Origin of the sequence: Actinoplanes sp. CA-252034 (genome assembly GCF_050956125.1) — a bacterium.
Classification (GTDB): Bacteria; Actinomycetota; Actinomycetes; order Mycobacteriales; family Micromonosporaceae; genus Actinoplanes.
In genome coordinates this window covers 160,978-187,500 of the sequence record NZ_CP191846.1, presented here as the reverse complement: position 1 = coordinate 187,500, position 26,523 = coordinate 160,978, and the positions used below count along the sequence as shown (strand labels likewise).

23 protein-coding genes, 3 tRNA genes and 5 pseudogenes are annotated in these 26,523 nt (G+C 69.3%); 15 read left to right on the top strand and 16 right to left on the bottom strand.

Features of this window, described 5'->3' with window-relative positions; genetic code table 11:
* Positions 1-394: 394 nt before the first annotated feature.
* The 4 genes from ACQPZW_RS00875 to ACQPZW_RS00860 all read right to left on the bottom strand — a co-directional run bounded on the left by ACQPZW_RS00875 (position 395) and on the right by ACQPZW_RS00860 (position 5,054).
* Positions 395-1,237, bottom strand: a complete 843-nt coding sequence (locus ACQPZW_RS00875) for a Rieske 2Fe-2S domain-containing protein (protein WP_433792955.1) — start codon at positions 1,235-1,237, stop codon at positions 395-397.
* Positions 1,238-1,273: 36 nt separating this feature from the next.
* Positions 1,274-2,632, bottom strand: coding sequence for a dihydrolipoyl dehydrogenase family protein (locus ACQPZW_RS00870; protein ID WP_433792954.1), 1,359 nt, complete (start codon positions 2,630-2,632; stop codon positions 1,274-1,276).
* Between the two features lie 212 nt (positions 2,633-2,844).
* Positions 2,845-4,167 (bottom strand): cryptochrome/photolyase family protein, encoded by a 1,323-nt coding sequence (locus tag ACQPZW_RS00865; RefSeq protein WP_433797890.1) that lies wholly within the window; start codon positions 4,165-4,167, stop codon positions 2,845-2,847.
* Positions 4,167-5,054: a phytoene/squalene synthase family protein gene (locus ACQPZW_RS00860; protein WP_433792953.1), complete on the bottom strand. Its 888-nt coding sequence runs from the start codon at positions 5,052-5,054 to the stop codon at positions 4,167-4,169. Before ACQPZW_RS00860 ends, ACQPZW_RS00865 begins: the two co-directional genes overlap by 1 nt.
* Positions 5,055-5,122: 68 nt before the next feature.
* On the opposite strand from ACQPZW_RS00860, the pseudogene ACQPZW_RS00855 reads away from it, so the two are divergent.
* The 9 genes and pseudogenes from ACQPZW_RS00855 to ACQPZW_RS00815 all read left to right on the top strand — a co-directional run bounded on the left by ACQPZW_RS00855 (position 5,123) and on the right by ACQPZW_RS00815 (position 11,880).
* A pseudogene (locus ACQPZW_RS00855) lies at positions 5,123-6,195 on the top strand (polyprenyl synthetase family protein).
* A gap of 34 nt (positions 6,196-6,229) precedes the next feature.
* Positions 6,230-7,711, top strand: coding sequence for a phytoene desaturase family protein (gene crtI, locus ACQPZW_RS00850; RefSeq protein WP_433792952.1), 1,482 nt, complete (start codon positions 6,230-6,232; stop codon positions 7,709-7,711).
* Between the two features lie 140 nt (positions 7,712-7,851).
* Positions 7,852-8,376 (top strand): annotated as a pseudogene (gene idi / locus ACQPZW_RS00845) (isopentenyl-diphosphate Delta-isomerase); the annotation flags it as partial.
* Positions 8,377-8,563: 187 nt separating this feature from the next.
* Positions 8,564-9,598 (top strand): MerR family transcriptional regulator, encoded by a 1,035-nt coding sequence (locus ACQPZW_RS00840; RefSeq protein WP_433792951.1) that lies wholly within the window; start codon positions 8,564-8,566, stop codon positions 9,596-9,598.
* Between the two features lie 172 nt (positions 9,599-9,770).
* Positions 9,771-9,843 (top strand) — tRNA-Glu (locus ACQPZW_RS00835).
* A gap of 57 nt (positions 9,844-9,900) precedes the next feature.
* Positions 9,901-9,974: transfer RNA gene (locus tag ACQPZW_RS00830), tRNA-Asp, on the top strand.
* Between the two features lie 14 nt (positions 9,975-9,988).
* A tRNA-Phe gene (locus ACQPZW_RS00825) sits at positions 9,989-10,062 on the top strand.
* A gap of 386 nt (positions 10,063-10,448) precedes the next feature.
* The gene (locus tag ACQPZW_RS00820) at positions 10,449-10,760 is read left to right on the top strand and encodes a hypothetical protein (protein WP_433792950.1); all 312 of its coding nucleotides are present in this window, start codon (positions 10,449-10,451) and stop codon (positions 10,758-10,760) included.
* A gap of 796 nt (positions 10,761-11,556) precedes the next feature.
* Complete coding sequence (locus tag ACQPZW_RS00815) at positions 11,557-11,880, top strand: hypothetical protein (protein ID WP_433792949.1); 324 nt, start codon at positions 11,557-11,559, stop codon at positions 11,878-11,880.
* Positions 11,881-13,071: 1,191 nt separating this feature from the next.
* Here ACQPZW_RS00815 and ACQPZW_RS00810 read toward each other — a convergent pair.
* Positions 13,072-13,695 (bottom strand): hypothetical protein, encoded by a 624-nt coding sequence (locus ACQPZW_RS00810; protein WP_433792948.1) that lies wholly within the window; start codon positions 13,693-13,695, stop codon positions 13,072-13,074.
* 470 nt (positions 13,696-14,165) lie between these two features.
* Between ACQPZW_RS00810 and ACQPZW_RS00805 the strand changes: the two genes are divergently transcribed.
* On the top strand, positions 14,166-15,317 hold the full coding sequence (locus tag ACQPZW_RS00805) for a hypothetical protein (RefSeq protein ID WP_433792947.1): 1,152 nt from the start codon (positions 14,166-14,168) through the stop codon (positions 15,315-15,317).
* A gap of 58 nt (positions 15,318-15,375) precedes the next feature.
* Here the strand turns inward: ACQPZW_RS00805 and ACQPZW_RS00800 are convergent, their stop codons facing one another.
* From ACQPZW_RS00800 to ACQPZW_RS00790, 3 genes are all read right to left on the bottom strand, one after another.
* Positions 15,376-16,431: a calcium-binding protein gene (locus tag ACQPZW_RS00800; RefSeq protein WP_433792946.1), complete on the bottom strand. Its 1,056-nt coding sequence runs from the start codon at positions 16,429-16,431 to the stop codon at positions 15,376-15,378.
* A gap of 142 nt (positions 16,432-16,573) precedes the next feature.
* Positions 16,574-17,527 carry a calcium-binding protein gene (locus ACQPZW_RS00795; protein WP_433792945.1) on the bottom strand — a complete coding sequence of 318 codons (954 nt, stop codon included), beginning with the start codon at positions 17,525-17,527 and terminating at the stop codon, positions 16,574-16,576.
* Positions 17,528-17,595: 68 nt separating this feature from the next.
* Positions 17,596-18,081, bottom strand: a complete 486-nt coding sequence (locus ACQPZW_RS00790; RefSeq protein WP_433792944.1) for a permease-like cell division protein FtsX — start codon at positions 18,079-18,081, stop codon at positions 17,596-17,598.
* A gap of 128 nt (positions 18,082-18,209) precedes the next feature.
* Between ACQPZW_RS00790 and ACQPZW_RS00785 the strand changes: the two genes are divergently transcribed.
* Positions 18,210-18,521, top strand: a complete 312-nt coding sequence (locus ACQPZW_RS00785) for a hypothetical protein (RefSeq protein WP_433792943.1) — start codon at positions 18,210-18,212, stop codon at positions 18,519-18,521.
* 6 nt (positions 18,522-18,527) lie between these two features.
* On the opposite strand, the gene ACQPZW_RS00780 is transcribed toward ACQPZW_RS00785, so the two are convergent.
* Positions 18,528-18,917 carry a hypothetical protein gene (locus ACQPZW_RS00780; RefSeq protein WP_433792942.1) on the bottom strand — a complete coding sequence of 130 codons (390 nt, stop codon included), beginning with the start codon at positions 18,915-18,917 and terminating at the stop codon, positions 18,528-18,530.
* Positions 18,918-19,041: 124 nt separating this feature from the next.
* Positions 19,042-19,269, bottom strand: a pseudogene (locus tag ACQPZW_RS00775) (hotdog fold thioesterase); the annotation flags it as partial.
* Positions 19,270-19,517: 248 nt separating this feature from the next.
* On the opposite strand from ACQPZW_RS00775, the gene ACQPZW_RS00770 reads away from it, so the two are divergent.
* Positions 19,518-19,772 carry a hypothetical protein gene (locus ACQPZW_RS00770; RefSeq protein WP_433797889.1) on the top strand — a complete coding sequence of 85 codons (255 nt, stop codon included), beginning with the start codon at positions 19,518-19,520 and terminating at the stop codon, positions 19,770-19,772.
* 561 nt (positions 19,773-20,333) lie between these two features.
* On the opposite strand, the pseudogene ACQPZW_RS00765 reads toward ACQPZW_RS00770, so the two are convergent.
* The 4 genes and pseudogenes from ACQPZW_RS00765 to ACQPZW_RS00750 all read right to left on the bottom strand — a co-directional run.
* Positions 20,334-21,053: pseudogene (locus tag ACQPZW_RS00765) on the bottom strand (PrsW family intramembrane metalloprotease); the annotation flags it as partial.
* Positions 21,050-21,631 (bottom strand): hypothetical protein, encoded by a 582-nt coding sequence (locus tag ACQPZW_RS00760; protein ID WP_433792941.1) that lies wholly within the window; start codon positions 21,629-21,631, stop codon positions 21,050-21,052. The pseudogene ACQPZW_RS00765 and the gene ACQPZW_RS00760, both read right to left, overlap by 4 nt.
* A gap of 82 nt (positions 21,632-21,713) precedes the next feature.
* Positions 21,714-22,280: an RNA 2'-phosphotransferase gene (locus ACQPZW_RS00755; protein WP_433792940.1), complete on the bottom strand. Its 567-nt coding sequence runs from the start codon at positions 22,278-22,280 to the stop codon at positions 21,714-21,716.
* Entirely contained in the window at positions 22,277-23,053 is a 777-nt protein-coding gene (locus ACQPZW_RS00750; protein ID WP_433792939.1) for a class I SAM-dependent methyltransferase, read from the bottom strand. Before ACQPZW_RS00750 ends, ACQPZW_RS00755 begins: the two co-directional genes overlap by 4 nt.
* An 18-nt stretch (positions 23,054-23,071) precedes the next feature.
* Between ACQPZW_RS00750 and ACQPZW_RS00745 the strand changes: the two genes are divergently transcribed.
* Complete coding sequence (locus ACQPZW_RS00745; protein ID WP_433792938.1) at positions 23,072-23,446, top strand: PPOX class F420-dependent oxidoreductase; 375 nt, start codon at positions 23,072-23,074, stop codon at positions 23,444-23,446.
* Positions 23,447-23,548: 102 nt separating this feature from the next.
* Here ACQPZW_RS00745 and ACQPZW_RS00740 read toward each other — a convergent pair whose 3' ends face one another.
* Together ACQPZW_RS00740 and ACQPZW_RS00735 are read right to left on the bottom strand one after the other, a co-directional pair.
* On the bottom strand, positions 23,549-23,758 hold the full coding sequence (locus tag ACQPZW_RS00740) for a BldC family transcriptional regulator (protein WP_014687221.1): 210 nt from the start codon (positions 23,756-23,758) through the stop codon (positions 23,549-23,551).
* Between the two features lie 282 nt (positions 23,759-24,040).
* A pseudogene (locus tag ACQPZW_RS00735) lies at positions 24,041-24,879 on the bottom strand (hypothetical protein).
* 150 nt (positions 24,880-25,029) lie between these two features.
* Here ACQPZW_RS00735 and ACQPZW_RS00730 point away from each other — a divergent pair.
* On the top strand, positions 25,030-26,094 hold the full coding sequence (locus ACQPZW_RS00730; protein ID WP_433792937.1) for a Glu/Leu/Phe/Val family dehydrogenase: 1,065 nt from the start codon (positions 25,030-25,032) through the stop codon (positions 26,092-26,094).
* Positions 26,095-26,276: 182 nt separating this feature from the next.
* Positions 26,277-26,510, top strand: coding sequence for a DUF3073 domain-containing protein (locus ACQPZW_RS00725; RefSeq protein WP_433792936.1), 234 nt, complete (start codon positions 26,277-26,279; stop codon positions 26,508-26,510).
* Positions 26,511-26,523: the final 13 nt, after the last annotated feature.

Sequence of the window (26,523 nt, the reverse complement as noted above, 5' to 3'; positions counted from 1 at the left end):
AACGCTCCGCTTCCGCGGCCCGCCCTCCGGGGCACTCGCTCCACTTTACTAGGCCTTCTCGGTGTTGTCAACCGGTTTCTCCCGGTTGGACCCGATCTGCCCTAGTATCTCCGCACTCAAGCCCACGGCTAAGCCGTGATCCGAAGTTCAGAGGTTTTCCGTCAGGACGGCCGGCCGGGCCCCAAAGTTCAGGTCCCGCTCGCTCGCCCGTCTCCCTGGCGGCTCCCAAAACATTACTCGTTGGTTCCCCGGGCTCCAAATCGGGGGTCACCCTTAGTCGTTTCCGCAGCTCAGGCTTGATATCCACGGCGCCGAAAGTCATCCGCGACGGAGGAAGACAGGAAGGGGAAGACGGCCGGGACGAGACGCGAAGGAAGACAGAAGGAGGGAGCGGTCAGGGGTGGCGGACCTCGACCATGCCGTCACGAACCCGAACCGGCAGCACCGGCTGGTCATTACCGGCCGGACCATGGATCACGGCGCCGTCGGTGACCCGGAACGTGCTCCCGTGCCACGGGCAGACCACACAACCGTCGGTGATCTCGCCTTCGCTGAGCGGGCCACCCTCGTGCGAGCACCTGTCGATCAGCGCACTGACGTGATCGCCCTGGCGGACGAGCAGCACCGCGGTGTCACCGGCCCGGCGGGCGGCCGGCTTGCCCTCGGGCAGGGAGGCGAGTGACCCGACCACGGTCCACTCCTCCGGCACGCGCGCGACCTCGGGCGCCGCGTGGCTGATGCCGCCGCCCTGGGCGTACGAGAGATGCCCGCCCAGGTATGCGCCCGCACCGGCCACCGAGAGGCCGGCGAAGGCCAGCGCCTTGCCTCGTGTGGACCGGCCGGTGAGCCGGGCGATCAGGGAGCCGGCGTAGAGGCCGGTGGCCACGAGGTTGGTGACGGCGTGGACGAGCCCGACCCGGCGGCGGTCCTTGGTCATCTCCGACCAGTCGACCCACCCGGCCGCGGCGGCCGGCAGCACACCGGCCAGGCCGACTGCGATGAGGACGGTCGAGGATCGGGCGGCGGACGGTCGGAGGTCGAGGACCGCGGCGGAGAGGAACGCCCCGACCGGCACCTGGACGAGCACGGGATGGAGTGGGTGTCCCATCCAGCTGCCGTGCAGGAGGTCGCGCAGGGTGCGCGGCCGGACCGCGGATGTGACCGCGGCCTGCAGCTTGTCGCTGGCGCCGTCGAGGGCGTCGGCCTGTTCGATCCGGGTGATTACCTGCCGCAACATGTATGTGGCGGTGCCCACCCGGATCCGGGTCAAACCTCAGGCGGGGGCGAGAGCTTTCAGCGCGTCCCCGATGCCGCGGTGGAATGTGGGGTACGCCCAGATCTGGCTGAGCAGGGTGCTGATCGGCACCTCGGCGTGGATGGCGACGGCGAGCGCCCCGATCATCTCGCCGCCGGCCGGCCCCGCGGTGGTGGCGCCGACCAGCACACCCCGGTCGGCGTCGGCGACGACCTTGATGAAGCCCTCGTTGCCGGGGCCGTGGACGAATCCGCGCGAGGTGTGGCCGAGCGGCACGTAGCCCACCTGGACATGGTCGAAGCGGGCGGAGGCTTCGGAGAGGGTGAGGCCGACCGCGCCGATCTCCGGGTCGATGAAGGTGACGCGGGGCCGGGCACGGTAGTCGGCACCGGGCCCGCCCTGGCCGAGGATGTCGCGGACGGCGATGTCGGCTTCGTACATGGCCATGTGGGTGAAGGCGCCGTTGCCGGTGACGTCGCCGACCGCCCAGATGCCGTCGGCGGCGCGCATCCGGTCGTCGGTGGTGAGGAAGCGGGCCGACGGGTCGAGGCCGACGGTCTCCAGGCCCAGGTCGCCGAGGCGGGCGGCGCGGCCGGTGGCGACGAGGAGCTTCTCGCCGGTGACGGTGCTGCCGTCGGAGAGCTCGACGGTGAAGGCGCCGTCGTAGGAGACCTTCGAGGCGCGGACGCCGGTACGGATGGTGGCGCCGATCACGGAGGCGGCCACCTCGGAGGACTCGGGCTCCTCCATGGCGAGGATCCGGCCGGACCCCTCGATGATCGTGACCTGGACGCCGAACCGGACGAAGACCTGGGCGAACTCGCAGCCGATCGCGCCGCCGCCGAGGACGACGAGCGATTTCGGCAGGGTCGTGGTCTCGACGGCTTCGCGGTTGGTCCAGTACGGGGTGCCGGCGAGACCGTCGATCGGCGGGATGACGGCGACGGTGCCTGTTGCGACGACCAGGCCGCGCGAGGCTGCGTACTCCTGCTCCCCGATCTTGATCTGACCGGGACCGGTGATGGTGGCCCGGCCGCGCACGAACGTCCCGCCCTTGCCGGTGAAACGGTCGACGGCGACCTTGTCGTTCCAGTTGTCGGTGGCCTGTTCGCGGACGCGGCGGGCGACCGGCGCCCAGTCGGGTTCGACGGTGGCGGAGCCGGCGAGGCCGGGGATGCGGCGGGCTTCGGCGAGGGCCGAGCCGGCCCGCACCATCATCTTCGTCGGGATGCATCCCCAGTACGGGCATTCACCGCCGACCAGGTTGTGTTCCACTCCGACCACGTCGAGCCCGGCTGCGGCGAGCCGTCCGGCGGTCTCCTCGCCGCCGACGCCGAGCCCGATGACCACCACGTCCACGTTTCGCACTTCGCCCATGGGTCTCAGCTAACCACTGACGGGTTTCCTCATGTGGGCGGTGCGGTGGCCGATTCTGGACCGTCGCGGAAGCGGGTTACACCGAGGAAGCGGCGGCCATGAGGGGGCGATGGCGAGCGTTGGCTGGCGCTCATCATTCTCATGGCCGCCACCGGTGTTTCAAGACCCGCCGGAAGAAGGTTTTGACGGACGCAACCGCCGGCGGGTCCCGATCATCGCAGCCAGACCGCCTCGTCCCGGTGTGATTCGAGCGGGCCGGGGTAGTCGAGACCGCGGAATTCCGACTCGGGGAGACGCCACGGCTGGTGCGCGGCAGCGCCGTCGATCCCCTTCAGTTCAGGTACGTAACGACGAACGTACACGCCGTCCGGGTCGAATCGGAGCGCCTGGCGAATCGGGTTGAAGCGCCGGTAGGGCCGGGTGTCGTTGCCCGTGCCGGCGGTCCACTGCCAGTTGCCCGAATTGTTTGGCACGTCTCCGTCGAGGAGCCAGCGGAAGAACCAGGCGACGCCGAGGCGCCAGTCGATGCCGAGGTGTTTGGTGAGGAAGGCCGCGGTGATCAGCCGGGCCCGGTTGTGCATCCAGCCCTCTTCGCGCAGCTGGCGCATTCCGGCGTCGACGACCGGGACGCCGGTGAGCCCGTCCTTCCAGTGCTGCAGGGCGTCGTCGTCGTAACGCCACTCGTTGTCGGCGGCCGGGCGCAGGGCCTCGGTGGAGAGCGTCGGGAAGACCCGGGTGACCTGGTAGTAGAAGTCGCGCCAGCAGAGCTGACGGACGAAGGCGTCGGCACCGGCGTCGCGGGCGGCTTCGGCGAGGGCGAGTGGTGAGAGACAACCCCAGCGGAGGTACGGGCTGAGGCGACTCGTGCCATCGCCGGGTAGATCGTCGTGCGCTTCGGCGTACCCCTGCAGGTCCTGCCGCATCCACGTGGTGAGCCGGCGCCGCGCCGCGGTCTCGCCGCCCTCGCAGGCGTGCGGTGATTCTCCGGCCGGTGGGTCGGGAAGGCGCCCGACGGCGACGCCGTCGGGGAGGGTGACCCGTTGCGGTGTCGGCGCCTGCTGTCGCCAGGTGGCCGCTGACCAGGAGCGGAAGTAGGGCGTGAAGACCCGGTAGGACTCGCCGCCGGTGCCCGGCCGGACCGCGCCGGGTTCGACGACGGTGACGCCGGGGTGGAGCTCGAGTGCGATGCGGTGGCTTTCGCACTCCTCTTGGAGGCGGCGTTCGCGGCGGCGGGCGTAGCCGCTGACGTCGGCGGCCAGCGTGATCGTTCCGGCGCCGGTGTCGCGGGCGACGCGGATGCTCTCGGCGACCGGGTCGCCCTCGCGCACGACCAGGTCGCCGCCCCGACTGCGGAGCTGTTCGCGCAGGTCGGCGAGGCTCTGGTGCAGGAAGCGGCTGCGGTTCGGGGAGAGGCCGGCGAGTTTCGGGTCGAGGACGTAGAGGGGTACGACACGGTCGGCGGCGCAGGCCGCGGCGAGGGCGGGGTTGTCGTGCAGGCGCAGGTCCCGGGTGAGCAGGACCACCGCGGTGCTCATCACGCCGCCAGCTGGACCGGGGTGCCGGGCCGGGTGAGGAGGCTGCGCACGGCGACGGCGGCCCGGCGGTGGTTGGGGACGGTGGCGCGGCGGCTGAAGACGTCGTGGTCGAGCGCCTCGATCTCGTCCAGGATGCCGCCGTAGAGCTGGAACGCGGTGCGCATGCAGGCCTGGGAGGCGGGTTCGAGCATGGGGATGCCGGGCGCGGCGAGGGCGTAGTGCCGGCGGGCCCGGGCCACCTCGGCCTTGATCAGCTCTTTGATGGCGGGGGTGGCGACGCCCTGCTGGAGGGTGCGCCGGGTGACGCCGAACTCGGCGAGGTGCTCCTCGGGGAGGTAGACGCGTCCGCGCTCGAGGTCTTCGGCGACGTCGCGGATGAAGTTGGTGAGCTGGAAGGCGAAGCCGAGCTGGCGGGCCGGCTCGCGGGCGGCGACCGGGTCGGAGGAGCCGAGGATCGGCAGCATCATGGTGCCGATCACGGCGGCCGACCCCTCCATGTAGTCGAGGAGGTCGTCGTAGGTGCGGTAGCTCGTGACGGTGATGTCCATCGTCATGCTGCGCAGGAACTTCTCGAAGTCTTCGATGTCGAGGTCGAAGACGGCGATGGTGTGCAGGACGGCCGGCAGGAGCTCGTCGTCGGTGGGCTCGCCACGAAGCCCGTCAAGGAACCTGTTTGACCACGCGGTGAGTAGGGCAGCCCGCTCGGCAGAGGGCCGGGACTCGGTCCGATCGACGATTTCGTCCGCATATCGGGTGAATCCATAGAGGGCGTGCACATGCCGTCGCTTCCACGCCGGTAGCAACCGGGTCGCCAGGTAGTACGTCCGCCCGTGCTCGCGATGCAGCTCACGACAGCGTTCGTAGGCCGCTGCCAGATCGGTTTCCACTCCGGACCTCCGATTAAATCGACGCACGAAACGACGCAACTTCAAGAAGTTAGGGTACGGTACTGAGCGTGGCCAATCACACCCTCGAGGGAAATCGCGTCGAAGCGATCCCCCGCCAGTCGGTCTCACACCGAGCGCTGATCGGCGCCGTCGAGGGAACGCTGGCCGATTTCCTCGCCGTCCAGATCGCCTCCCTAGACACCGTCGACCCCGCCCTGGGCGGGTTCGCCCGCACCGCCCGTGACCTGGTCATGGCCGGAGGCAAGCGGGTCAGACCGACGTTCGCCTACTGGGGCTGGCGCGGCGTCGTCGGCTCCGCCGAACCGGTCGAGAGCGTTTTACCCGCTCTCGGCGCTCTCGAACTCATGCACACGTTCGCCCTCGTCCACGACGACCTGATGGACCGCTCCGCCACCCGGCGCGGCCGGCCCACCGCGCATCGCCTGTTCGCCGCCCAGCACGGCGAGCGGTTCGGTGACTCTGCCGCCGTCCTGGTCGGCGACCTCTGCCTCGTCTGGGCCGACCAGTTGCTCGCCCGGACCACGCTGCCCCCCGCCGCCCTGCTCGACGTGCGCACCCGCTACGACCGGATGCGGATCGAGGCGATCGCCGGGCAGTACCTCGACGTGCTCGGCGAGACCGATCCGGCGGCCTGGTCGGTGGAGCGGGCGCTGCTCGTCGCGCGGCACAAGACGGCCAGTTACACGGTGCAGTGGCCGCTCGGGTTCGGGCTGGCCCTGGCATCCTCCGGCGGCGACTCCGCACTGGAGGAGGCGTACCGGATCTACGGTCTCGCCGTCGGTGAGGCCTTCCAGCTGCGTGACGACCTGCTGGGCGTCTACGGAGACCCGGCGGTCACCGGCAAGCCCGCCGGCGACGACCTGCACACCGGCAAGCCCACCACCCTGCTCATGCTGGCCCGGCGCATGGCCACTCCCGCACAGCTCGACGAGCTCCGGGCGGCCGGCATCACCCGGCAGGCGGAGATCATCGCGGACACCGGAGCACCGGCCCAGGTCGAGGAGATGATCCGGTCCAGGGTCGAGGAGGGCATCGCGGCGATCGCCGGGGCCCCCTGCGCCCGGACGCCCGGGCCGCCCTGATCGAGCTGGCCACCGCGGTCACGCACCGACCGGCATGATGTTCTTCCTCCCCCCTCTTCTTGGAGCCTTGACGTGCGAATAGTGACCGGACCGACCGATCGGGTCGTCATCGTGGGGGCCGGACTGGGCGGCCTCTCCTGCGCCCTGCACCTGGCCGCCGCCGGACGACAGGTCACCGTCGTCGAGCGGGAGCCGGTTCCCGGCGGCCGGGCCGGCCGGCTGTCGGTGAGCGGGTACGAGTTCGACACCGGCCCGACCGTGCTCACCATGCCCGAGCTGATCGCCGAGCCCCTCGAAGCGGTCGGGGAGAGCCTGAGCGACTGGCTGGAGCTGACCCCGCTCGACCCGGCGTACCGGGCGTACTACCCGGACGGGTCCACGCTCGACGTACGGACCGACACCACCCGGATGGCGGCCGAGATCGCCCGGGTCTGCGGCGCCCGGGAGGCCGACGGCTACCTGCGGTTCGTCGACTTCACCCGGCAGCTGTGGCAGCTCGAGCGCGACCACTTCATCGACCGGAACCTCGACACCCCCGTCGACCTGATGAACCTCAACCTGCTGAAGCTCCTCGGGATGGGGGCGTTCCGGCGGCTCCAGCCCAAGATCGACCAGTATTTCCGGGATCCCCGTACCCAGCGGATCTTCTCGTTCCAGGCGATGTACGCGGGCCTCGCCCCGCACGACGCGCTCGCCATCTACGCCGTCATCGCCTACCTCGACTCGGTCGCCGGGGTCTACTTCCCCAAGGGCGGCATGCACGCCGTACCGAAGGCGCTGGCCGGGGCGGCCGAGAAACACGGCGTCACGTTCCGCTACGACACCACCGTCGAGCGGGTCCTCACCGCGAACGGCCGCGCCACCGGCGTCGTCACCGCCGACGGTGAGCACATCCCGGCCGACGTGGTCGTGCTCAACCCCGACCTGCCGGTCGCCTACCGCGACCTGCTCCCGGCTCGCCGCCAACGGCGACTCCGCTACTCACCGTCGTGCGTGGTCCTGCACATCGGCTCCAGCCAGGCCTATTCCAAGATCGCCCACCACAACATCCATTTCGGTACGGCGTGGAAGGGCACCTTCGACGAGATCATCAACAAGGGTCTCCTGATGAGCGATCCGTCCCTGCTGGTGACCAACCCCACGCGCACCGACACGACGGTGGCGCCCGACGGCCGGCAGACCTACTACGTGCTCGCCCCCACGCCCAACCTCGAGAGCGGGCCGTTCGACTGGCACGGTGGGATGGGCCGGCGCTACGCCGACGAGCTGCTCGGTGTCCTCGAGAACCGCGGCTACGTCGGTTTCCGGGACGGCGTCGAGATCCAGCGGATCATCACGCCCGCCGACTGGGCAGACGACGGGATGGCCGCCGGCACCCCGTTCGCGGCCGCGCATACTTTCGCCCAGACCGGCCCGTTCCGCCCGTCCAATCTGCACCCCACCCTGCCGAACGTCGTCTTCACCGGATCCGGCACCCAGCCCGGCGTGGGTGTGCCGATGGTCCTGATCTCCGGGAAGCTGGCCGCCAACCGGATCACCGGAGGCTCCGCATGAACGTCCCCTCCTCACACACGGCCTCCGCCACCTGCTCGGGCTCCGATCCCGCTGACCGCCCCGACCCCTCCCCCACTGCCCTGCCGATCTCCCGGGAGCCCGACATCGCCCTGCCGATCTCCCGGAAGGTCGACCTCGCCCTGCCGATCTCCCGGGAGGCCGACCTCGTCGAGCTTGTGGACGAGGTCGGTTCGGTCACCGGGACCGCGACGGTCCGCGACGCGCACGAGGCTCCCGGGATGCTGCACCGGGCGTTCTCGGTCTTCCTGCGCCGCCCCGACGGCCGGATCCTGCTGCAACAGCGGGCCGCCGTGAAGACCCGGTTCCCGCTGCGCTGGGGCAACACCTGCTGCGGGCATCCGGTGCCGGGCGAGCCGGTGGAGATCTCGGCCGGACGGCGACTGGGCGAGGAGCTCGACGCCTCCGGAGTCACGCTGCGTGAGGTCGGCGTCTACGTGTACTTCGCCGAGGACCCCGTCACCGGGCGCGTGGAACGTGAGTACGATCACGTCCTCCTCGGTGATGTGCCGACTGATGTGGAGTTCCGACCCGCCCCGGAGGAGGTGGCGCAACTACGGTGGGTGACGGTCGACACGCTGCTTCGGGAGATCCAGGAGACGCCTTCCGCGTACGCCCCCTGGCTCGAAGGGGTGACCCGGCGCCTGGCCGACCACCTCGCCGCGTCGTCTCCGGCCGACCCGGCAGCCTCGCCTTCCTCGACTGCGCTGCCGTCCTCGACGCCCTCGGCGTCCTCGCCTTCCTCAGCTGCTCTGGCGCCCTCGACCACCCCCGCGTCCTCGCCTTCCTCAGCCGCTCTGGCGTCCTCGCCTCTCTCCGCACCGGAGCGGTCGGGTGGCAAATGACGGCCTGAGCGCCGGAGCCGCCGCACGCCGCCTCGGCGTTGCGGTGACGACGTTGCGCACCTGGCATCAGCGGTACGGTCTCGGGCCGAGCCGGCACGAGCCGGGCCACCATCGGCGTTACACCGTCGACGACATGGTCCGCCTGCAGGTCATGCAGCGGCTCACCGCGCAGGGTGTGGCCCCCGCGGAGGCCGCGGCGTGGGCGCGGCGCTCACCCGGCACCGACCCCGCCCCCTCGGACGCACCGCCTTCCGGCCCGGTCGCTCCGGCCGACTCCCCCGACCCCGCCCTGCGGGCCGCCGCGGCCGCCGCCCGCGAGTCGATCCTCTCGCTCGTCGAGTCCGGCGCCATGATCGCCGACGTCGGCCTCGGTGACGCCCGGGCCGGAGGCGGGCAGACCATCGCGCTCGGCCCCCGCGTCGACCCGGCCGCCCGCGGCCTGGCCCGGGCGGCGATGCGCCTGGACGGGCCGTCGATGCGCTATATCCTGGAATCCGCGGTCACCCATCGTGGCGTGATCTCGGCCTGGACCAACGTGATGATGCCGGTGCTGATCGGGATCGGCGAACGGTACGAGGCCACCGACCGTTTCATCGAGGTCGAGCACCTGCTGTCCCGGGCGATCACCGAGGCGCTCAGCATCGTCCCCCGGCCGCCCCGGGAGCTCACTCCACGTGTCCTGCTGGCCGCGACCGACGAGGAGCAGCACACCCTGCCGTTGGAGGCGCTGGCGGCCGCTCTGGCCGAGAACGGGGTGCCCAGCCGTCTCCTGGGCGCCCGGGTGCCGTCCCGGGCGCTGATGGACGCGGTGGACCGTACCGGGCCGGCCGTGGTGGTCCTCTGGTCCCAACTGCCCGGCAGCGGCGACGTAACCCAGCTGCAGCACCTGCTGTCCCGGCCGCACCCGCCGGTCGTCGTCGCGGCCGCCGGACCGGGCTGGCCACTGGCCGATCTGCCCCCCACGGTGACCCCGCTGAACGGCCTAGCGGAGGCGGTCCGGGTGATCTCGACCGTGAAGGCCTGACGTTTCCCCTGGTCAGAGACGTGCTTGCAAGAAAGGGGGATACCGATTTGAAGATCAGGAGGGGCATCGCATATGCTTTGCATGCCTCAAGCGGGGGGCGCGGTTGGGGCCACAAACCACCAAGCGTTGCCGATCGCGCAGCCAGCGCGATGTGCAATGATGGCGGGAAGATGCCCTCATCGTCTAGTGGCCTAGGACGCCGCCCTTTCAAGGCGGTAGCACGGGTTCGAATCCCGTTGGGGGTACTGGTAAGTTAGTGGTCGCAAGCCACTGGCGAGCCAAGCAAGACAGTTACATAGCAAGGTCCTGTGGAGCAGTTGGAGTGCTCGCCGCCCTGTCAAGGCGGAGGTCGCGGGTTCAAGTCCCGTCAGGACCGCAAGTAAGTTTCACGGCCAGGTAGCTCAGTTGGTACGAGCGTCCGACTGAAAATCGGAAGGTCGGCGGTTCGACCCCGCCCCTGGCCACCGAGCCTCTCGCCGGGCTTTGAGCGTCGTCCACCTGCGGAAACGCACGGTGGACGTTCTGCTTTCCGGGCCCTTTCAACTCCTCGAAGTTGACCTCTGGTGACCCAAGATTTCCCATGATCACCGTTCCAAGTGGCACGTTCGGTGCACGCCGATCCATCCCTTCCTCCACATCCGATAGCCAGGGACCTGGTACCGGTTCAGTGACAGCCGACACACCTCGGTGAGCCAAGGCGCACCGCACCCACCTCCTTCGAGGGCAAGCCGCGAAGCGGCGCGGCAGCGATCGCCGGAAGCCACGACGGCGCCCAGCCACAAAAGCGATCGTCACGGCCTGGCGTCGCGCTTAACCTGGCGGTCGAGTCACAGGATGCGGAGGTTCGACGATGGCCATACCTCGGAAGGGCAGCCGTCTGATCACAGTCGACGGCACGGTCTATCGCTGGGCGGTCAGAGCCAAGCCGACCTACGACCAAGGGCTCAACTGGAGACCGCTGACATTCGCTGTCGAGCACGCCGCCGCTCCAGGACAGGTTCTCTCCGTGGAGACCAGCTCACCCCGACAGGACAACTGGCTCAGCCTGCCGGGAACGCCCGTAACACCTCTGACGGTCGAACAGAGCGTCCGGGCAGCCCTCGTCGCTGGCTGGCAGCCGAATCGTAGCGACGGCGTCTTCAGGCTCACGCTGGAGAACTGAGCGCATCCCGGAAAGAGTCGGGCCGGTGCGCCGGCCGATGCCCGGCGGAGCCCGCCAGCAGGCCGAGCGCGACCGGCCAGCGCCGCGCTTGCGCGGCGCCTTGATCCATAACAGGCAAACTCGGCAGTACAAGAGTGCGGTGTGAGTCAGGGCGGTGCGAGACCCTGAACGGACCCCGATCAACACGCGACTGGCAGTGCACGGGTGTCAAACGACGCGCCTTATCGGCGGCAGTTGAGTGTGGCTCGGAACAGCGCCATGAGTGCTTAGTCAGGCAGGAAGACGTATTGGTCATGATTGACGGATGCATTGAGCTTGGCCACGCGCTTCAACGTCTCGCTGGTGTACGTGATGGCGACGGTGGACGTTCTGCTTTCCGGGCATGAACGTCCACCGTTCACACCTTTCGATCGTGGCGATTGCTCACGGCGCTTTCCGTTGGGGTCGATGGCGAGTCAGAAGCTCTACCGCTGCTCTCGTAAAGGTACTTCGGGGTGCCTGGCCGGTACCTGAGAACGATGCACCAGGACCGTGCTCTCGGCGATCTTGGTTCGCATGTCCCTTTCGCTTGGCGCGGGTGCCCTTGCCGTACCGGTCCAGCCTGCCCCCGAAGGCAAGCTTCCGCGACTGCAAGCTCTGGATGGTCTGCGGTTGCTGTGTGCGCTGCACGAATTCGTCACCGGCCACGCCATCCCCGCGAACCGGTGATCCATGTCTCGCCAGGACATTGCATCCCAAGAACGAAGGAACACGTGCTGTCCAGACAGGACGGTCAATTCATGACAGGAAGGCAGTAATGAGAAAGATGAAGATTGCCGCGGCCGGCTTCCTCAGTGCCGCTGCCGTGGGGGGCATGCTGATGGCCGCTCCTTCGTCCGCGTCCGCGGCGACGACAACGGCTGTGTCGCCGTCTGTCACCGCCCAGGCTGCCGCTGACACCTGCCGTCAGGCCATGGACGCCTCCACCTACTGGATTTGGAGTCTTGACCTGGGCATTCAGCCCTATGCCGATCCGAGGGCCCAGGTCGAGCTGCTCAGGGTGATCGCTCGCGCCTACCCCGGTTCGGCCGGACCCCAAGCCACGGAGTACGCCAACTACGTCGAGGCCTCCTGCCTGTAGGCGTTCGGTCACAAGGGACGAGGATTCCGCCCTGGACGGTCGGGGTGGAATCCTCGTTGCTTCTCGAGTGACCGGAACGATGTCTGCCGGGCGACGTTGTCGGTCGCCGAGAGCAGCGCCGCCAGATCCGCCCGGGATGGCAGCCCCTCAGCCGCTGCGGCAGGATGATGCCCGCCGGGGGATGGGTCCGTGCTCGCCAGGAACTGCAGGCCCGGCCGGTGACGCTGCCTCGTGCGCCACACGAATCGGCGCACCGGCTCCCACCCCACCATCGGCACCTCGCCGAGATCACGGACCGGGCAGACCACCTCCGAACCCAGCCGCCACCAAGACGGTCGACCAACGCCGAGCCCACCCGAACTCCAGGACCAGCGCGCTGCGTGCGGATACAAGATCCACGATGCTCAGGCACAACTGCGCGACGCCGCATGACGAAGACGGCGTCACCATCTCGGCCGGCCCGTCGGGAAACCTGCACGTCTTCATCAGACCGCGCGCTACGGCCCGACGAGCTCAGCAACGCGCCGGCTGGCCGACTATCGGTCGCAGTCACACTTCGCCATCACTCCACATGTGTTCGCGATGCCGCTGCCCGCAGTGCGCCCGAGGTAAGGATTTACGGCATCCTTCGCTCCGTGCGGCTGGCGTGCCACGCCAGCAGACTCGGTGCTCGCTGCACCTCAGTCTCATTCGGCGCGCAGGTCGCCACCCCCGCTTGGTGCTCACATCTTGCTCACACACGCGTCAACAACAGGTGGTTCTAGGCGGCAGCCAGCGACTGGTGCCGCCCCGTTGTACCTGCGGCAACGTTTGCGGTCGATCACCGGCTGACATCAGCCGACAGGCACGCTCGCGGCCTGAAAAACGGAAGGTCGGCGGTTCGACCCCGCCCCTGGCCACCGAGCCTCTCGCCGGGCTTTGAGCGTCGTCCACCTGCGGAAACGCACGGTGGACGTTCTGCTTTCCGGCCCCGTTCAACTCCTCGAAGTTGACCTCTGGTGACCCTGGATTCTCCATGATCACCCCCGCCACCACAGCCAGCAACCGCAGACCTGGCACCTATGGGTGACCGTCGACACACTGCGGTTAGCCAAGGCATACCGAGCCCACCCCTTTTTCGAGGGCAAGCCGCGAAGCGGGGCGGCAGCGATCTTCGGAAGCACGGCGCTGGGTGACCAGTCGCAGCGATCGTCAGGGCCGGTTCACTGACGCGGGCTTGTCACCGACGGAGTCGACGATGTCTCCGGCAGCACGGATGGCGTCGAGGAAGCGCCGGAAGACCGGCCAGGGGAACTCCCACTGGCCATGCATGGTCAGCGTCACGTGGCTGCTGGCCATCGGGATGAACGGACCGCTTTCCGGGGACGCGTCAGGGATGCGGACGTCGATGTAGTTGTTCTCAGTCGTGCCCGTGTCGATCTCGTACAACTCGTAGCACCACGAATCGTCGTGATGGTAGTGGTTGACCTCGAACCGGCGGCTTCCACATGTCCAAGTGTTGAGTGTCAGCGGGAGAGCCGTCGCCTCGGCCGACAAGTCACGTACCTCGTCGACCAGATCACCACTGGATTCGACCTGGCCGATCAGGGCCGCCAGGACGGGCCACGGCACGACACCACCGCCGGCATGGACCGTAACGTACTGGGCCGGCCTCGGCGTGAACGGTCCATCGTCGGGAGTTGCGTCAGGGATGACGATGACCATGTACGGCCCGGTGCCCGGCGCTCCACTCAGCCCGCACAGATCGTAGGTCCAGGCATCGTCAGGAAGGTTGTATCCCGAGCTGAACTGGTAAAGCTTGCCCTCGTACTCCACAGCCGAATGATCGCAGCCTTCGTAGAACCCGCCGAGCTAGTTTCCTGCTGGCCAGCTCGCCGGCCGATGCCGGGCGGAGCCGGCAGCGCCGCGCGGAGCCGGCAGCGCCGCGCGGAGCCGGCAGCGCCGCGCTTGCGCGGCGCTGGTCGAACTCGGTCGCGGCGAACCACGAGCCACGGCAGTCTCGGCGCCCCTGGTCGCCGCGCCCGCCCAGTCCGGCCATGGGTCCCGGTGATCTGATGAAAACGGTGGATGGACTTCCTTGACGGGCCCTTCAATACTCTAGGGATGGACGTGAATACGGGGGGTAGCTTCGCCGACAGGCCCGCGGACGTCGTTGTCGATCTGACCGCCGCCGAAGCGGCGGCCGGGGCCGCGAAGACGGTCGCCGTGCCGCCGGACGGCACACCCGTCATGATCTATTTTCCGCCAGGCGCCAGCGACGGCATGGTGCAAAATGTCGAACTGCCGTGGATCGATCCGGCCAGCGGCGCAACCTCCCGGCGGACTGTCGTGGTGGCCATCCGCGTCGCTCCGGCCGCTGCCTTCCCCCGTTCGGAGCACCGCCCACCCCGGGCTACGCGGGCGGCTACCCGGCCGGCGGCTACACGGCACCGCCTCAGCGCCGGTTCAGCTCACGGGCCAAGGTCATCGCCGTGGCTCTGGGCGTCGCCCTGGTCGGGGGTATCTGCCTGGTGCCGACGCTCTTCCGTGGGAGCAGCGCCGACACCACGAAGAACGCAGCGGGCAACCTGACCACCACCACCACCACGACCACGACGCCTGCGACTGAGGCGACCACTACCGCGGCGGCTCCGCCACTGGACCCGGCCGCTTTCCAGAGCTCGCTCGACGCCGCCGACAAGCAGTTGGCCGGGGCGCTCGGCAAGCTGCGTCAGGCCACCACGCCGAAGGCCGTGTCCGGTGCCGCCGACGAGTTCGCGCAGGCGGTTCAGGCTCAGACGTCGGCGCTGTCCGGGTTGACGGCGCCGCCCGCGGTCAGTGCTGCGCACAACGAGCTGGTCTCGGCGCTCTCCGCCTTGGAGGACGAGCTGACCTCGGTGTCGAGTTCCGCGGACAGCCGCAGCGTCTGCACCGGTGGCTCGGCCAGCGCCGCGCTCAGCCGGGCGGACGCCGCCGGCGACCTGCGGTCCGCGATCTCCGCGCTGGCCGCCGCGGACCCGGCCGCCAAGTACCGATTCGGCTCGTTCGTGCCGGCTGTGACCAAGGATCAGAACCGCCGTAAGGCCAACGGCACGTATCTGAGCCGTGTCACCGGTGGCAGCGGGCAGCTCAAGATCGACAATGGCAACAATGTGGACACCGTGATCAAGCTGGTGAAGTCGGGTTCCAAGAAGCCGGCCGTGTCCGTCTACATCCGGGGCAACAAGAAGGTGACCACCGGCCGCATCAAGGACGGCACCTACCAGGTCTTCATGTCCTCGGGTACGGACTGGGACGGCAAGCGCTTCACCCGTGACTGCCAGTTCAGCAAGTTCGATTCGAGCCTGAAGTTCACCACCACCTCCCGTCAGTACACGATCTGGGAGCTCAGCCTGAAGGTGCGGCTGGGCGGCAACGCCAGCTCGTCCGAGGTCGACCCGGACACGTTCCCGAGCTGAGCTGTCGACGCGAAACGGCCCGGCCGAAATGGCCGGGCCGTTTTCTGTGCGGTGATGATCAGGGCTTCACGGCGAGGCTGCCCGCGCTGCTGTTCACGTAGTCCGACCACTTCTTGTACTCGCAGCTGGAGTACTTGGCGGCCTTGAGGGCGATGCAGAGGTCGACGCTCGTGCCGCCGTACAGCTTGTCCTTGGCCTTGGCACTGCCGACCGGCTTGACGTTGCCGTTGATCTGCTCGCCGACCAGGATGTCCGCGCCCGAGTCGCCCTTGAGGGTGTCGTTGCCGGCCTCGCCGAACAGGGCGTCGGTGGAGCTGCCACCCGAGAGGGTGTCGTTGCCGGTGCCGCCGTAGATCTCGTCGTAGCCGCCCTCGCCGTTGATGACGTCGTTGCCCGAGCCACCCCAGACGGAGTCGCCGTTGTAGTCGGCGTCCGCACCGGAGCCCGCATAGATCCTGTCGCTGCCGGACTGGCCGTAGATCTTGTCCAGGCCGTTCGCGCCGTTGAGAAGGTCGGCGCCCGTACCGCCGTAGAGGGTGTCGTTGCCGTCCTGGCCGAAGACCCGGTCGTTGCCGGCGCCCGCGGAGACGCTGTCGTTGCCGCTGTATCCGTAGATGGTGTCGTTGCCGGCCTGACCCCAGATGGAGTCGTTGCCGGCGCCGCCGTAGACGGTGTCGTTGCCGGCGCCGGCGTCCAGCCGATCGGCCGCCGAGCCGCCGGAGAGGCTGTCGTTGCCGGTGCCGCCGTTGGCGACCAGGCGAACCGCGGTCTTGTTCTTGACCCAGTCGTTCAGGTCGCCCAGGTTGACGGTGATCGAGCTCGTCACACCGGTGCTGGTGCAGGTGACCTTGGTGGCGTCGCCCGCGACGGCGGCACAGCCTTCGCCCGCGTTGATGGCGACCAGGTCGTCGAGGGTGACGGTCTGGCCGGAGATGGTGACGGTGAGACCGTTGACCTTGCCGGCCAGCGCCGTGAACTCGACCGCCCCGGTCCCCACGACCTTCGCGGTGCCCGCCGCGGCGGCCTGCGCGGGGGCGGCCAGCAGGGTGGTGGAGCCGATCGCCGCGGCGGTGGCGCCGATCACGGCCAGGGTGCGGCGGTTGAGCAAGAGCATGTGAGTTCCCCCGTGTCGAGGTAGGCGCGAAGTCCGGCCGACCGAGGCCACGAGCGTAGAACGCTACCGTTTCGACGTCACCAGGTAGATCGGTGAGGTGGATCACTCCACGGCATGAAAGGGCCGTTCGGACGAGGCCGCGTCAGTCGACCGGAGACGCGGGGATGAGCCGAGCGGCGGCGGCCGGCCTGCCGGTGACCACCGCGGTGAACCACTCGCAGCCCGACGCGCTGCCCTTGCTCGAGGATTCCAGGCAGATGTCGCCGATCGACGTGTTGGCGCCGGCGTAGAGCCGGTCCGCCGCGGTCGGCGAGCCGGAAGAGACGCCCTTGGTGCCGACCTCCTTGTAGATCTCGCCGACCAGGATGTCGTCGCCCGCCTCACCGGCGAGGGCGTCGTTGCCGACGTCGCCCATCAGGAAGTCCCGGCCGGCGCCGCCCCAGATCCGGTCGTTGCCGCCCCAGCCGCGGACCTCGTCGTGGCCCGTCCCGGCGTAGACGGTGTCGTTGCCGGCCTGGCCGTGGATCAGGTCGTCGCCCGCGCCGGTGGCGATCGTGTCGCCGCCCGATCCGGCCACGACGTAGTCGTACCCGCTGCCGCCGACGATGTAGTCCGCGCCGGAGTCTCCGAACAGCTCGCCCCGGCCGTCGCTCCCGTACAGCCTGTCGTTGCCGGAACCGCCCTGCAGTTGGTCGGCGCCGGGACCGCCGTACAGCGTGTCGTTGCCGGTGGAACCGCTGGCCAGCATGAAGACGCCGGTGTAGTTGCGCGCCCAGTCGTTCTTGTCGCCGAGCGCGACCTTGATCGTCTTGGTGGCCTGGCTGGTGGTGCACCGGACCTTGGTGCGGCTGACCGACCGGCAGCCCCTGCCGGCCTTGATCGCGACCCGGTCGGTGAGCGTCACGGTACGACCGGAGATGGTGACCGAGACCTTGTTGGCCTGCCCCATCAGGGCGCGGAAGCTGACGGTGCTCTTGCCCGCGGTCGCGAGACCGGCGGTGGCGGCCTGCGCCGGCGTGGCGAGGAGCGCGGTGGAGGCGACGGCCACGGCGGTGGCGCCGAGCACGCCGAGAAGTCTGCGGTGCTGCACGTTCATCGAGGAACCCCCGTTCAAGGACTTGCGGAGCGATACCGGACGGTACCGTTCCGACGCGAGGTGCTTGATCAACACCCGAGTTCGGCTCCCGGGCGGCCACCCTCGGTCCGCATCACCACCCGGATCCGGTCGACTCCGGCCATCTTCCGGATCGACGGCAACGGCCCGCAGTCGAAGTCTCGGCCCACAGTGGTCAGATGCAGCGACTCCGGCATCGTGGCGGCCTCGATTCCCTCCATCTGGGTGGGGTCGCCGTTCACTCGCTGCCGAAGTCTCTCGTACGCCTGCTCGCGGGTCTCCACCCGCACGCCGTCGACGGCCGGCAGTTGCCCGAGTCGGCGCTGCACCGCCTCACGCTGGGCGCCGTCGGCATCCGGTTGCATGAAGACCGCGACGGTGAACTCGCGCTCCGGCGTGTAGCGCCAGCCGGCGAGGAGCATCACGGCGGTGGAGACGACCGAGCCGAGCACCAGTGCGGCCGCGGCCACCGCCAGCAGTTGCAGCGAACGCCGACCGGATGGGAGGGGGTCCTGTGTCGCCTGTGGATCGGTCATGATCCGAGAAGCTATATCAACGGACGGTGATGCGGTTGTCCACACCCGTCACGAAGGGCCTTGATGGGGATCGCTCGGTGCTACAGAGTGTGTCGGTATCGGTCAAATCTCGGACGCAAGGAGGCGTCGTGGTGAACGGCTTCTCGAATGATGCGGAGAACGCGGCCTACACCCTGGCCGAGGCGCTGAGTGAGAAGGCTCTCTCCTGCATGAAACACGCGGAGGAGGCGGCCGAGGCGTTCCGCTCCGGGCGGGTGGCGATGCGCCGGCAGTTCAGGGCGCGCGGGCTGTCCGAGGCGGAGGCGGACATCCGGTGGGCGGGGACGTCACAGGCGTCCCGGGCGATCGCCGACAACGAGTTCTTCATGTCGCAGGCGTCGATGTACAACAATGCCGCTGCCGCGCAGTACGCGAAGGCGCTCTACCTCAGGGGCAAGTAGGCGGGCTCAAGCCGCCCGGTGCCGCAGGGTCGCGACCGTCGACCCGGCGAGCGCGAGCAGACAGTCCGGGAGCGTGCCGTCGGCGATCGCCGCGCCGAACAGGGCCTCACCGGTCGGGAAGTCGCCGTTGACGTAGGCACTGACGAACCGGGCCACCCAGCGCTTGTCATATTGCGCCTCGTCGATCCCCGGGAACTCGAGGGTCCACGCTCCACCGGGCGGAACCTGACCGACCATGGTCGCGGCGAGACACCAGGCGACGTCCCACGCGCCGACCACGCCGTCCCGATGAACCACCGCGTCGAAGGTGTCGGCCACAGCCGCGGTGTCGCCGCTGAGCGCACACTGCAGGACGTGCGCGGCGTCGTCGAATGCGTGCTGTGGTACGTCGGTCACGTTGCAAAAGGTACGTCGGGCGGTCAAGGAACGCACCCGGACGTGGGAATTCAGGCCCCCGGAGCAGGCACGTGATCCGGGCGGTGCACACCCGTTCGCCGGACTCGTCGGTGAGGACCACCTCGTACGTCGCGACGGCGCGCCCCCGGTGCACCGGGACGGCGACTCCGGTCACCACGCCCGAGCGGGCCGCCTTGTGGTGGGTGGCGTTGATGTCGACGCCGACCGCGAACGGCCGGTCCACGGTCTGGCCGTGCAGGACCGCGCCGACCGAGCCGAGGGTCTCGGCGAGCACGCAGGAGGCGCCGCCGTGCAACAACCCGTACGGCTGGGTGTTGCCTTCGACAGGCATGATTCCTACGACCCGTTCCGCGGTGGCCTCGGTGATCTCGATGCCCATGCGTTCCGCGAGCGCACCCCCGCCGCCGCTGGTGAACAGGTGTTGCTTGCCGTCCTCAGCGATATCCACGTCGGCGTACGTTACGCCCGTCGAGGACCGGCACCAGCGACAACCATCACAGGATCGGGGACTGTTCGATTGATCCGTTGGGTACTGACGGGCACACCGCCGGGCCCTGGCGGCCGACGAGAGGAAGCAGTATGAGCGAGCCGCAGGAGGTCATCGAGACCCGCGGTACCGACCGTGTCGACCTGTTCAAGAAGGACGCGAACGGCGACGGCCGTACCGATGTCTGGGTCTCGGACACCGACGGCGACGGTAAGCCGGACCTCTACCAGTTCGACACCGACGGCGACGGCAAGGTCGACGTGACCATGGTCGACCTGGACGAGGACGGCACCCCGGATCTGATCGTCGACGGCGACGGCGGGCTGCCGCCGGCCGGAACCGTCTGAAACCGTCTCAGCCACCCCCAACGCGGACAGAGTCACCCAGAGAACCGCGATGGCGACCACCGCGGTTCCGACCGTGGAAGCGGTGTGCCGCCAGGACCGTGCGCCCTCGACCGCCTCCGGGATTCCCAGGGCGGCGAGGGCGACGCGGCGCTCCCGCACCTCGGCGGCCCGCGCGTCGGCCGCGTCGTCGGGCACGTCGGCCTCGGCACGGCTCAACTCGACGGCCAGGCCTGCCTGGGCGCGCTGGAGTCGCCGTACCGCCGCCCGGGCTTTGTGCCCCGCGCTCGCCGCAGCGTGCCGCCGGGCCGCTCCCCGACGCGAGTGTGATCCGAGGACCCGCAGCTCGCCGTCGGTGATCAGGTCGGGATCCCGGACCGTGGCCAGAATGGCCACGTAGTAGGCCGCCTCCCGGTCGTGCGCCCGCCGCACCAGGTAGAGGACCAGCAGCAGCGGCGGCAGGCCCTTGAAGAGAAGACCGGCGAGCAGGGCGATCGCGCTGTCGCCGAAGCTCTCCCGGAACAGCGGCGAGTTCCACAGCGAGTGCGAGGCCCAGGCGCCGGCCAGAGCGAGACCGGCAACCGCGATCCGGCGGGCCCGGGAACGATCCCGGTTGACCACGAGATAGCCGATGCCCGCGCCGGCAAGCGCGCCGAACAGGGTGTGACTCCACACGCCGGCCAGGATGCCGCGCACCAGGAACGTGGTGATGACCGGCTGCACCCGGTCGCCGCCGCCGGCCTGTTGGACCGCCCCGATCGCGAAGACCACGTCCTCCACGATCTGGAAGCCGAGCCCGACCAGGGCGCCGTAGACGATGCCGTCGAGCATGCTGTTCACCTGGGATCGCGCGACCAGCACGATGGCGACCACGCCGAGCGTCTTGGCGATCTCCTCGACGGTGGGCCCGGCCAGGGCGGCGCCCCATTCGGCGGCCAGGTCGGTCGATCCGAGTTTGGCGATCAGGTTGTCCAGCGCGGTGCTGCCCGGGATGGAGACGCTGGTGGCGACGAGGCCGCCCCAGGCGAAGGCGAGGACGCGCAGGCTCGGCGGCTCGCGCTCCAGGAAGTCGAGCTCGGCGAGCAAGAGCCAGAAGGGTACGGCGAGCAGCCCGAAAAGCACGATCGCGGTGATCGTCGCGATCGGGAAGCTGTCCAGGAAGAGCAGGCCGATCTGGGCGATCCGCACCGCGCCGGCGGACAGTAGGGCGATCACCACCCAGAACGCGGGCCGGTGGAGGAGCACGGCCACCCGGGGTGTCCCCGGCCGGACCGGGTCGCTCATGGACCCTGCTCGTAGCGCAGGGTGCGGGTGCTGGCGTCGATGGCGGGCAGTGCGCTCTCCAGGTCGGTGTCGTCGCCGCTGACCATGACCTCGATGGTGAGCCCGTTGGCGACGAAGACGGCGTACCGCCCGTCCCGGTCGCCGGCGGTGTAGCCGCCCTGCACGCCGGCGAATCCGCCGGCCGTGGAGACGGCGAGCTGGGTGCCGGTGATCCGGTGACCGTTGATGCCGGTGATGCGCTGGCGGAGCCGGACGGCGGCAGCGGTCAGGTCGCCGTCGAACGGTTCGACATCGATCGCATACCGGACCAGGCCGAGCCGGAACAGCACCGTCCCGCGGTCGGCGCCGGGTCGGGTGCCGGTGACGTCGAGCACGGCCCCGGGCGGGGGCACCACGGTGACCCCGGCGCCCACCGGGTACGGCCGGCCGGACGCGACGGCTCGTTCGGCCGGTACGGCCCGGTCCAGCGCGGGAAGACCGAAGGCGAGGACGGCCAGGATCGATGCCACCGCTAACGCGACGGGTAGACCGAGGGTGCCGGGAAGGTCGGTGAGATGACGCCGAGTGACCCTCCCCATCCGTCCAAGTTAACGGCGGTCACCCGCCGCTGTCCGGAGAACCGGCCACCGGCCACAGTGGATGCAAGGTCGACCTGGCAGATTACGGATTTGTCCGTTTTATCGAAAGGTGCTGTGCCGGCACGGACGTGGTGAGCCATACCCCGTTGTCACTGCGGTGGAAGACGTGTCCCTCCTCCACCATCACGCCCGCGGCGACGCTGAAAACCACCACGTCGGGCGAGCGGCGGCGGCCGACGGTCACCGCGGTCGGCAGATCGACCGAGAGGTGTACGTGGTGCCGGCTCCGGGGACGAAGCCCCTCCCGCAGGATCGCCTCGCGGTTGGCCCGCGGTGTCCCGTGGAACAGCTCCGCGGGCGGGGTGGCGGGCGGCAGGTCGAGATCGACGGTGACGCGCCGGGAGTGGCCCTGGCTGGCGCGGATGCGCTCGACGCCGTCGGGCCCGGTCTGCACGGCGAAGCGTGACTTGTCGTTGTGCGCGACCACGAGTTCGAGCTCGGCGCGGGTCATGCCGAGGGCGGTCAGCAGCTCGCCGACCGGCACCCATCCGTTCGCGTCGAGGGTGAGCCCGGCCACCTCGGGCCGGTGCCGGAGGACCAGGGACATCCGCTTGCTGAGGCGAACCTGGTCACGGCTGAGATCTGTCATTCAATCAACTCCATGACCGCAACGTAGTACGGCCGGTCCTGCTCGTCGATTGATTTGAGGCGCCAGGACGTGCCCGCCAGCAGGGCCTTCAGCTCGTCGACCGAGCAGTTGAGGTAGTCGAACCAGTCGGTGGCGAGCTCCCGGTAGCGCAGCCGCAGCCGCAACTGCCCGCCCAGCCGCCCGCGGGCCCGGTTGCTCTCGTGATAGCGCGCGTGCAGTGGATCCGTCGTCCCGTACGGATCCGCGCCCTGCGCCACGATCCGCGCGCCGGGCGACGCCAGCCGGGCCAGCGCCGCCAGGAAGGCCGGCGCCCGCTCCGCGCTCTCCATCAGGCCGAGATTGTTGCCGAGCAGCAGGAACGTGTCGTACCGGACGCTCGCCCGGGAGAACTCGTCGACGGTGGCCAGCACGGTGTCACGCAGGCCGCGCTCCCGGGACACCTCGATGGCGCCGGCCGACGTATCCAGTCCGGTGACCGCCATGCCACGGCGCTGCAGCTCGATCGCGATCCGGCCGGCGCCCACCCCGATGTCGAGGACCCGGCCGCGGGACAGCCGTACCGCCCGATGGTCGAAGGATCGCCACTCGTCCGGCCCGCTCAGGTAATGCGCGGCCGGAGCACCGTTGATCAGGCCGTCCTCGCGCTCGATCACCTCGATCACCGGTCGCGGGTATCGCCCTCCGGCCAGCGGTCGCCGACCCACCCCCGTGTGCACCGCATACGCGTCGCGGATCATCTCTCCGAAGGCGTCACCGATCGCCGGCTGTGTCATGGTCAATACTCTTCAAGCATGACCGCACTGGAGCAACTCGGCTCGGAGAAATACGTCCTTCTCACTACATTCCGCCGAGACGGCCGGGCGGTCGCGACTCCGCTCTGGGTCGTTCCCGACGGCGCCGGGCTGGGCTTCTGGACCGTGGCCGGCAGCGGCAAGCTCAAGCGGATCCGCAACAGCGGCCGGGTCACCGTGGCGGCCTGCGACATGCGGGGCACCCCCACGGGCGAGCCGATCGAGGCGACCGCGCGGATCGGCGACCACGCCGACCGGGTCCGTGTCGGAGACGGCATCAAGAAGAAGTACGGGGTGATCGGTCGCCTGACCATGCTCGGCAGCCGACTGCGCCGTGGCGTCGACGGGACCGTGGCAGTCCTGGTGACCGAATAGGAAAAGGCGCCGGCATCAGCCGGCGCCTTTCTCTCTCTACGAAGAAGGGGCGATCGCCTTCCCCAGCGTTCGCCCCTTGCGACGTGTTCTCGGTCGACTCGGTCAGTCGCCCTGGCGCTGCGTGGGGATCTGCCCCTGCAGCAGGGCACGGACCTCCGACTCCCGGTAGCGACGGTGGCCACCCAGCGTGCGAATAGCGCTGAGCTTGCCCGCCTTGGCCCACCGAGTAACGGTCTTCGGGTCGACTCGGAACATCGACGCCACCTCGGCCGGCGTTAGTAGCGGCTCAGGATCGTGCGTACGCGATGCCATCGGTCACTCCTCCACAGGTGCCTAAAAAACATCGGCCGGGGTCCCGCCGGCCGGTGCGTCTCTCATGGTCCGGCTAGTCCCCGATGTCCGACATGGGCCGAACGGACGAACGTCCCCAGATAGACGGATGAAGCATGCCCGATTTTTGCGCGTTTTATACGCCAGATAGTGTCTCGTTTGGCCCGATTATCACGCTTAGAGGATCAGCGATTACGAAGAGTGTTCGCTTCGGGAGCGCTCCCGGCGGCTGGGAAAAGTAGGCCTCTGTCCCATTTCCGCAGGTCAATTGCATCGCTCGAGAAGTTGGACGATGCGCCAACGCGCCACCAACTTCTCGTAAGCCTCACTTGCTGACTCAGCGTCACCGCGAGAAAGTGCCGAAAGTCCGGCTGCCACCAGTCCGGGGGAATCGTCCTCGGTGAGCTTGTCCTCCGGCAGGAGGTTGACCAGGCCGCCGTAGTCCAGCTCCACCACCGACCGTGGATGGAACTCCTCCAGCCAGCGGGTGCCCTCCTCGACCGCCTCGGTGATCGGCGCGTCGCCCAGCGACTTGCGCAGCACCGAGACCGCCCGGTGCGCCCGCCGGCGCGCCTTGGAGATCTCCGTGCGGTACCGCAGCACCTTTCGCCGGCCGGACAGCGCGATCTCCCGCTCCTCCAGGTCGACGAACGCGAACCACCGCAGCGGGACGCCCCACGTGGCGATCTGCTCGTGCACCCGGGGCACTCCCTGCTCGAGGACCTTCGCCCCGCTGCGCCAGTCCTCCACGACCGCTTTCGCCTGGCCGGCCAGCACCGGCGGGACGAACGCGTCGGCGAGCACCGCGGGCACGCCGTCGCGGGCGTTCAGAGCAGCCTCGGCGACCCGTAGCCGCAGGTTCCAGGGGCAGACCAGGACCGCCCCGTCCCACTCCAGCACGTAGGCCTCGTCGGGCAGGTCCGGCAGCCGGGTCCAGCCGGCCCCAGCGCCTCGAGCACGGCGGTGCGCTGCCGAAGGGGGCCCTCGACCAGACCCATGTCGCGGCCCTCGCGCGCGTACTCGCGCCAGAAGACCTGCCGCTCCCGGTCGAAGGCGGTCAGTGGCTCGTAAACCCGTAGGTACGACGCGAACAGTGACGGCACGGCGCGATCCTTTCATGAATCCGGCCGGCGGGAACTTCCCGCCGCGACGTAATCGGCGCGCCATTCGCACGACTACGCTCGGCGTAACCGGCTCACCCTGCCGGGATCATGGCCCCACGAAGGCCTACGCAGAGATCAGGAGAACCCACCATGGACGTGTTCGACACCGACGGGCACGAACAGGTCGTCTTCTGCCAGGACCGGGACACCGGACTGAAGGCGATCATCGGCATCTACTCGACGGCGCTCGGCCCCGCGCTCGGCGGCACCCGCTTCTACCCGTACGAGAGTGAGGACGCCGCCCTCGCCGACGTGCTCAAGCTGTCCCGCGGCATGGCCTACAAGAACGCCATGGCCGGACTGGACCTGGGCGGCGGCAAGGCGGTCATCTGGGGTGACCCGGTGAAACTCAAGAGCGAGGCCCTCCTGCGGGCGTACGGCCGGTTCGTCGACTCGTTGCGCGGGCGCTACTACACCGCCTGCGACGTCGGCACCTACGTGCAGGACATGGACGTGGTCGCCCGGGAGACGCGCTACGCGACCGGCCGCAGCGTCGAGCACGGCGGCGCCGGGGACTCCTCGGTCCTGACCGCCTGGGGCGTCTTCCAGGGCATGCGGGCCGCGGCCGAGCACACCTGGGGCACACCGTCGCTGGCCGGCCGTACGGTCGGGGTCGCCGGTCTCGGCAAGGTCGGCAAGTACCTGGCCGGTCACCTGCTCGACGACGGCGCCTCGGTGGTCGCCACCGACGTCAACGAGTCGGCCCTCGCCTGGGCCCGCGCGACCCACCCGCAGATCGAGCTGGTGGCCGACACCGACGCCCTGATCGCCTCCGACATCGACGTGTACGCGCCGTGTGCCCTGGGTGGCGCACTGAACGACGACACCGTGCCGGTGCTGCGGGCGAAGGTCGTGACCGGTGGCGCCAACAACCAGCTCGCCCACGCCGGCGTCAGCAAGCTCCTGGAGGACCGCGGCATCCTCTACACCCCCGACTACGTGGTGAACGCGGGCGGCGTCATCCAGGTCGCCGACGAGATCCACGGCTTCAACTTCGAGCGGGCCAAGCTGCGGGCCACCGGGATCTTCGAGACCACCCGGCGTCTGCTCCAGCTCGCCGTCGACGAGGGTGTGCCGCCGGCGATCGCCGCCGACCGGCTCGCCGAGCGCCGCATGGCCGAGGTCGGCCGGCTGCGCTCCATCTACCTCGCCTGAGGACTGTGTGGGCCTGCCGCGCGCCGCCGAAAAAGGTCAACCGCGACGCGCGGCAGTGTCACACGCAACCCGAGGTGCCGAACTAGGCATCGTCCATGTACCGTAAGACCCACGAGAGATGCCTGACGTCATCGGGGCCCAGCCTTCGGGCTGCCCCGAATTCTGTGCGAGGGGGTCGAGCCATGGGGCGCGGCCGTGCTAAGGCCAAGCAGACGAAGGTGGCCCGGGAGTTGAAGTACCACTCCCCGAACACCGACCTCACCGCCTTGCAGCGCGAATTGGCGGGAACCCGCCAACCGGACCGTCATTTCGTCGATGACAACGACGACGTTGTCGACGATGACGAGGACGACGCTGCCGAAGACCAGGACACCTGGGATGACCAGGGCTCCTGGTCGCCTTCGAGGCGGAGCTGACCCGTTCTGCACA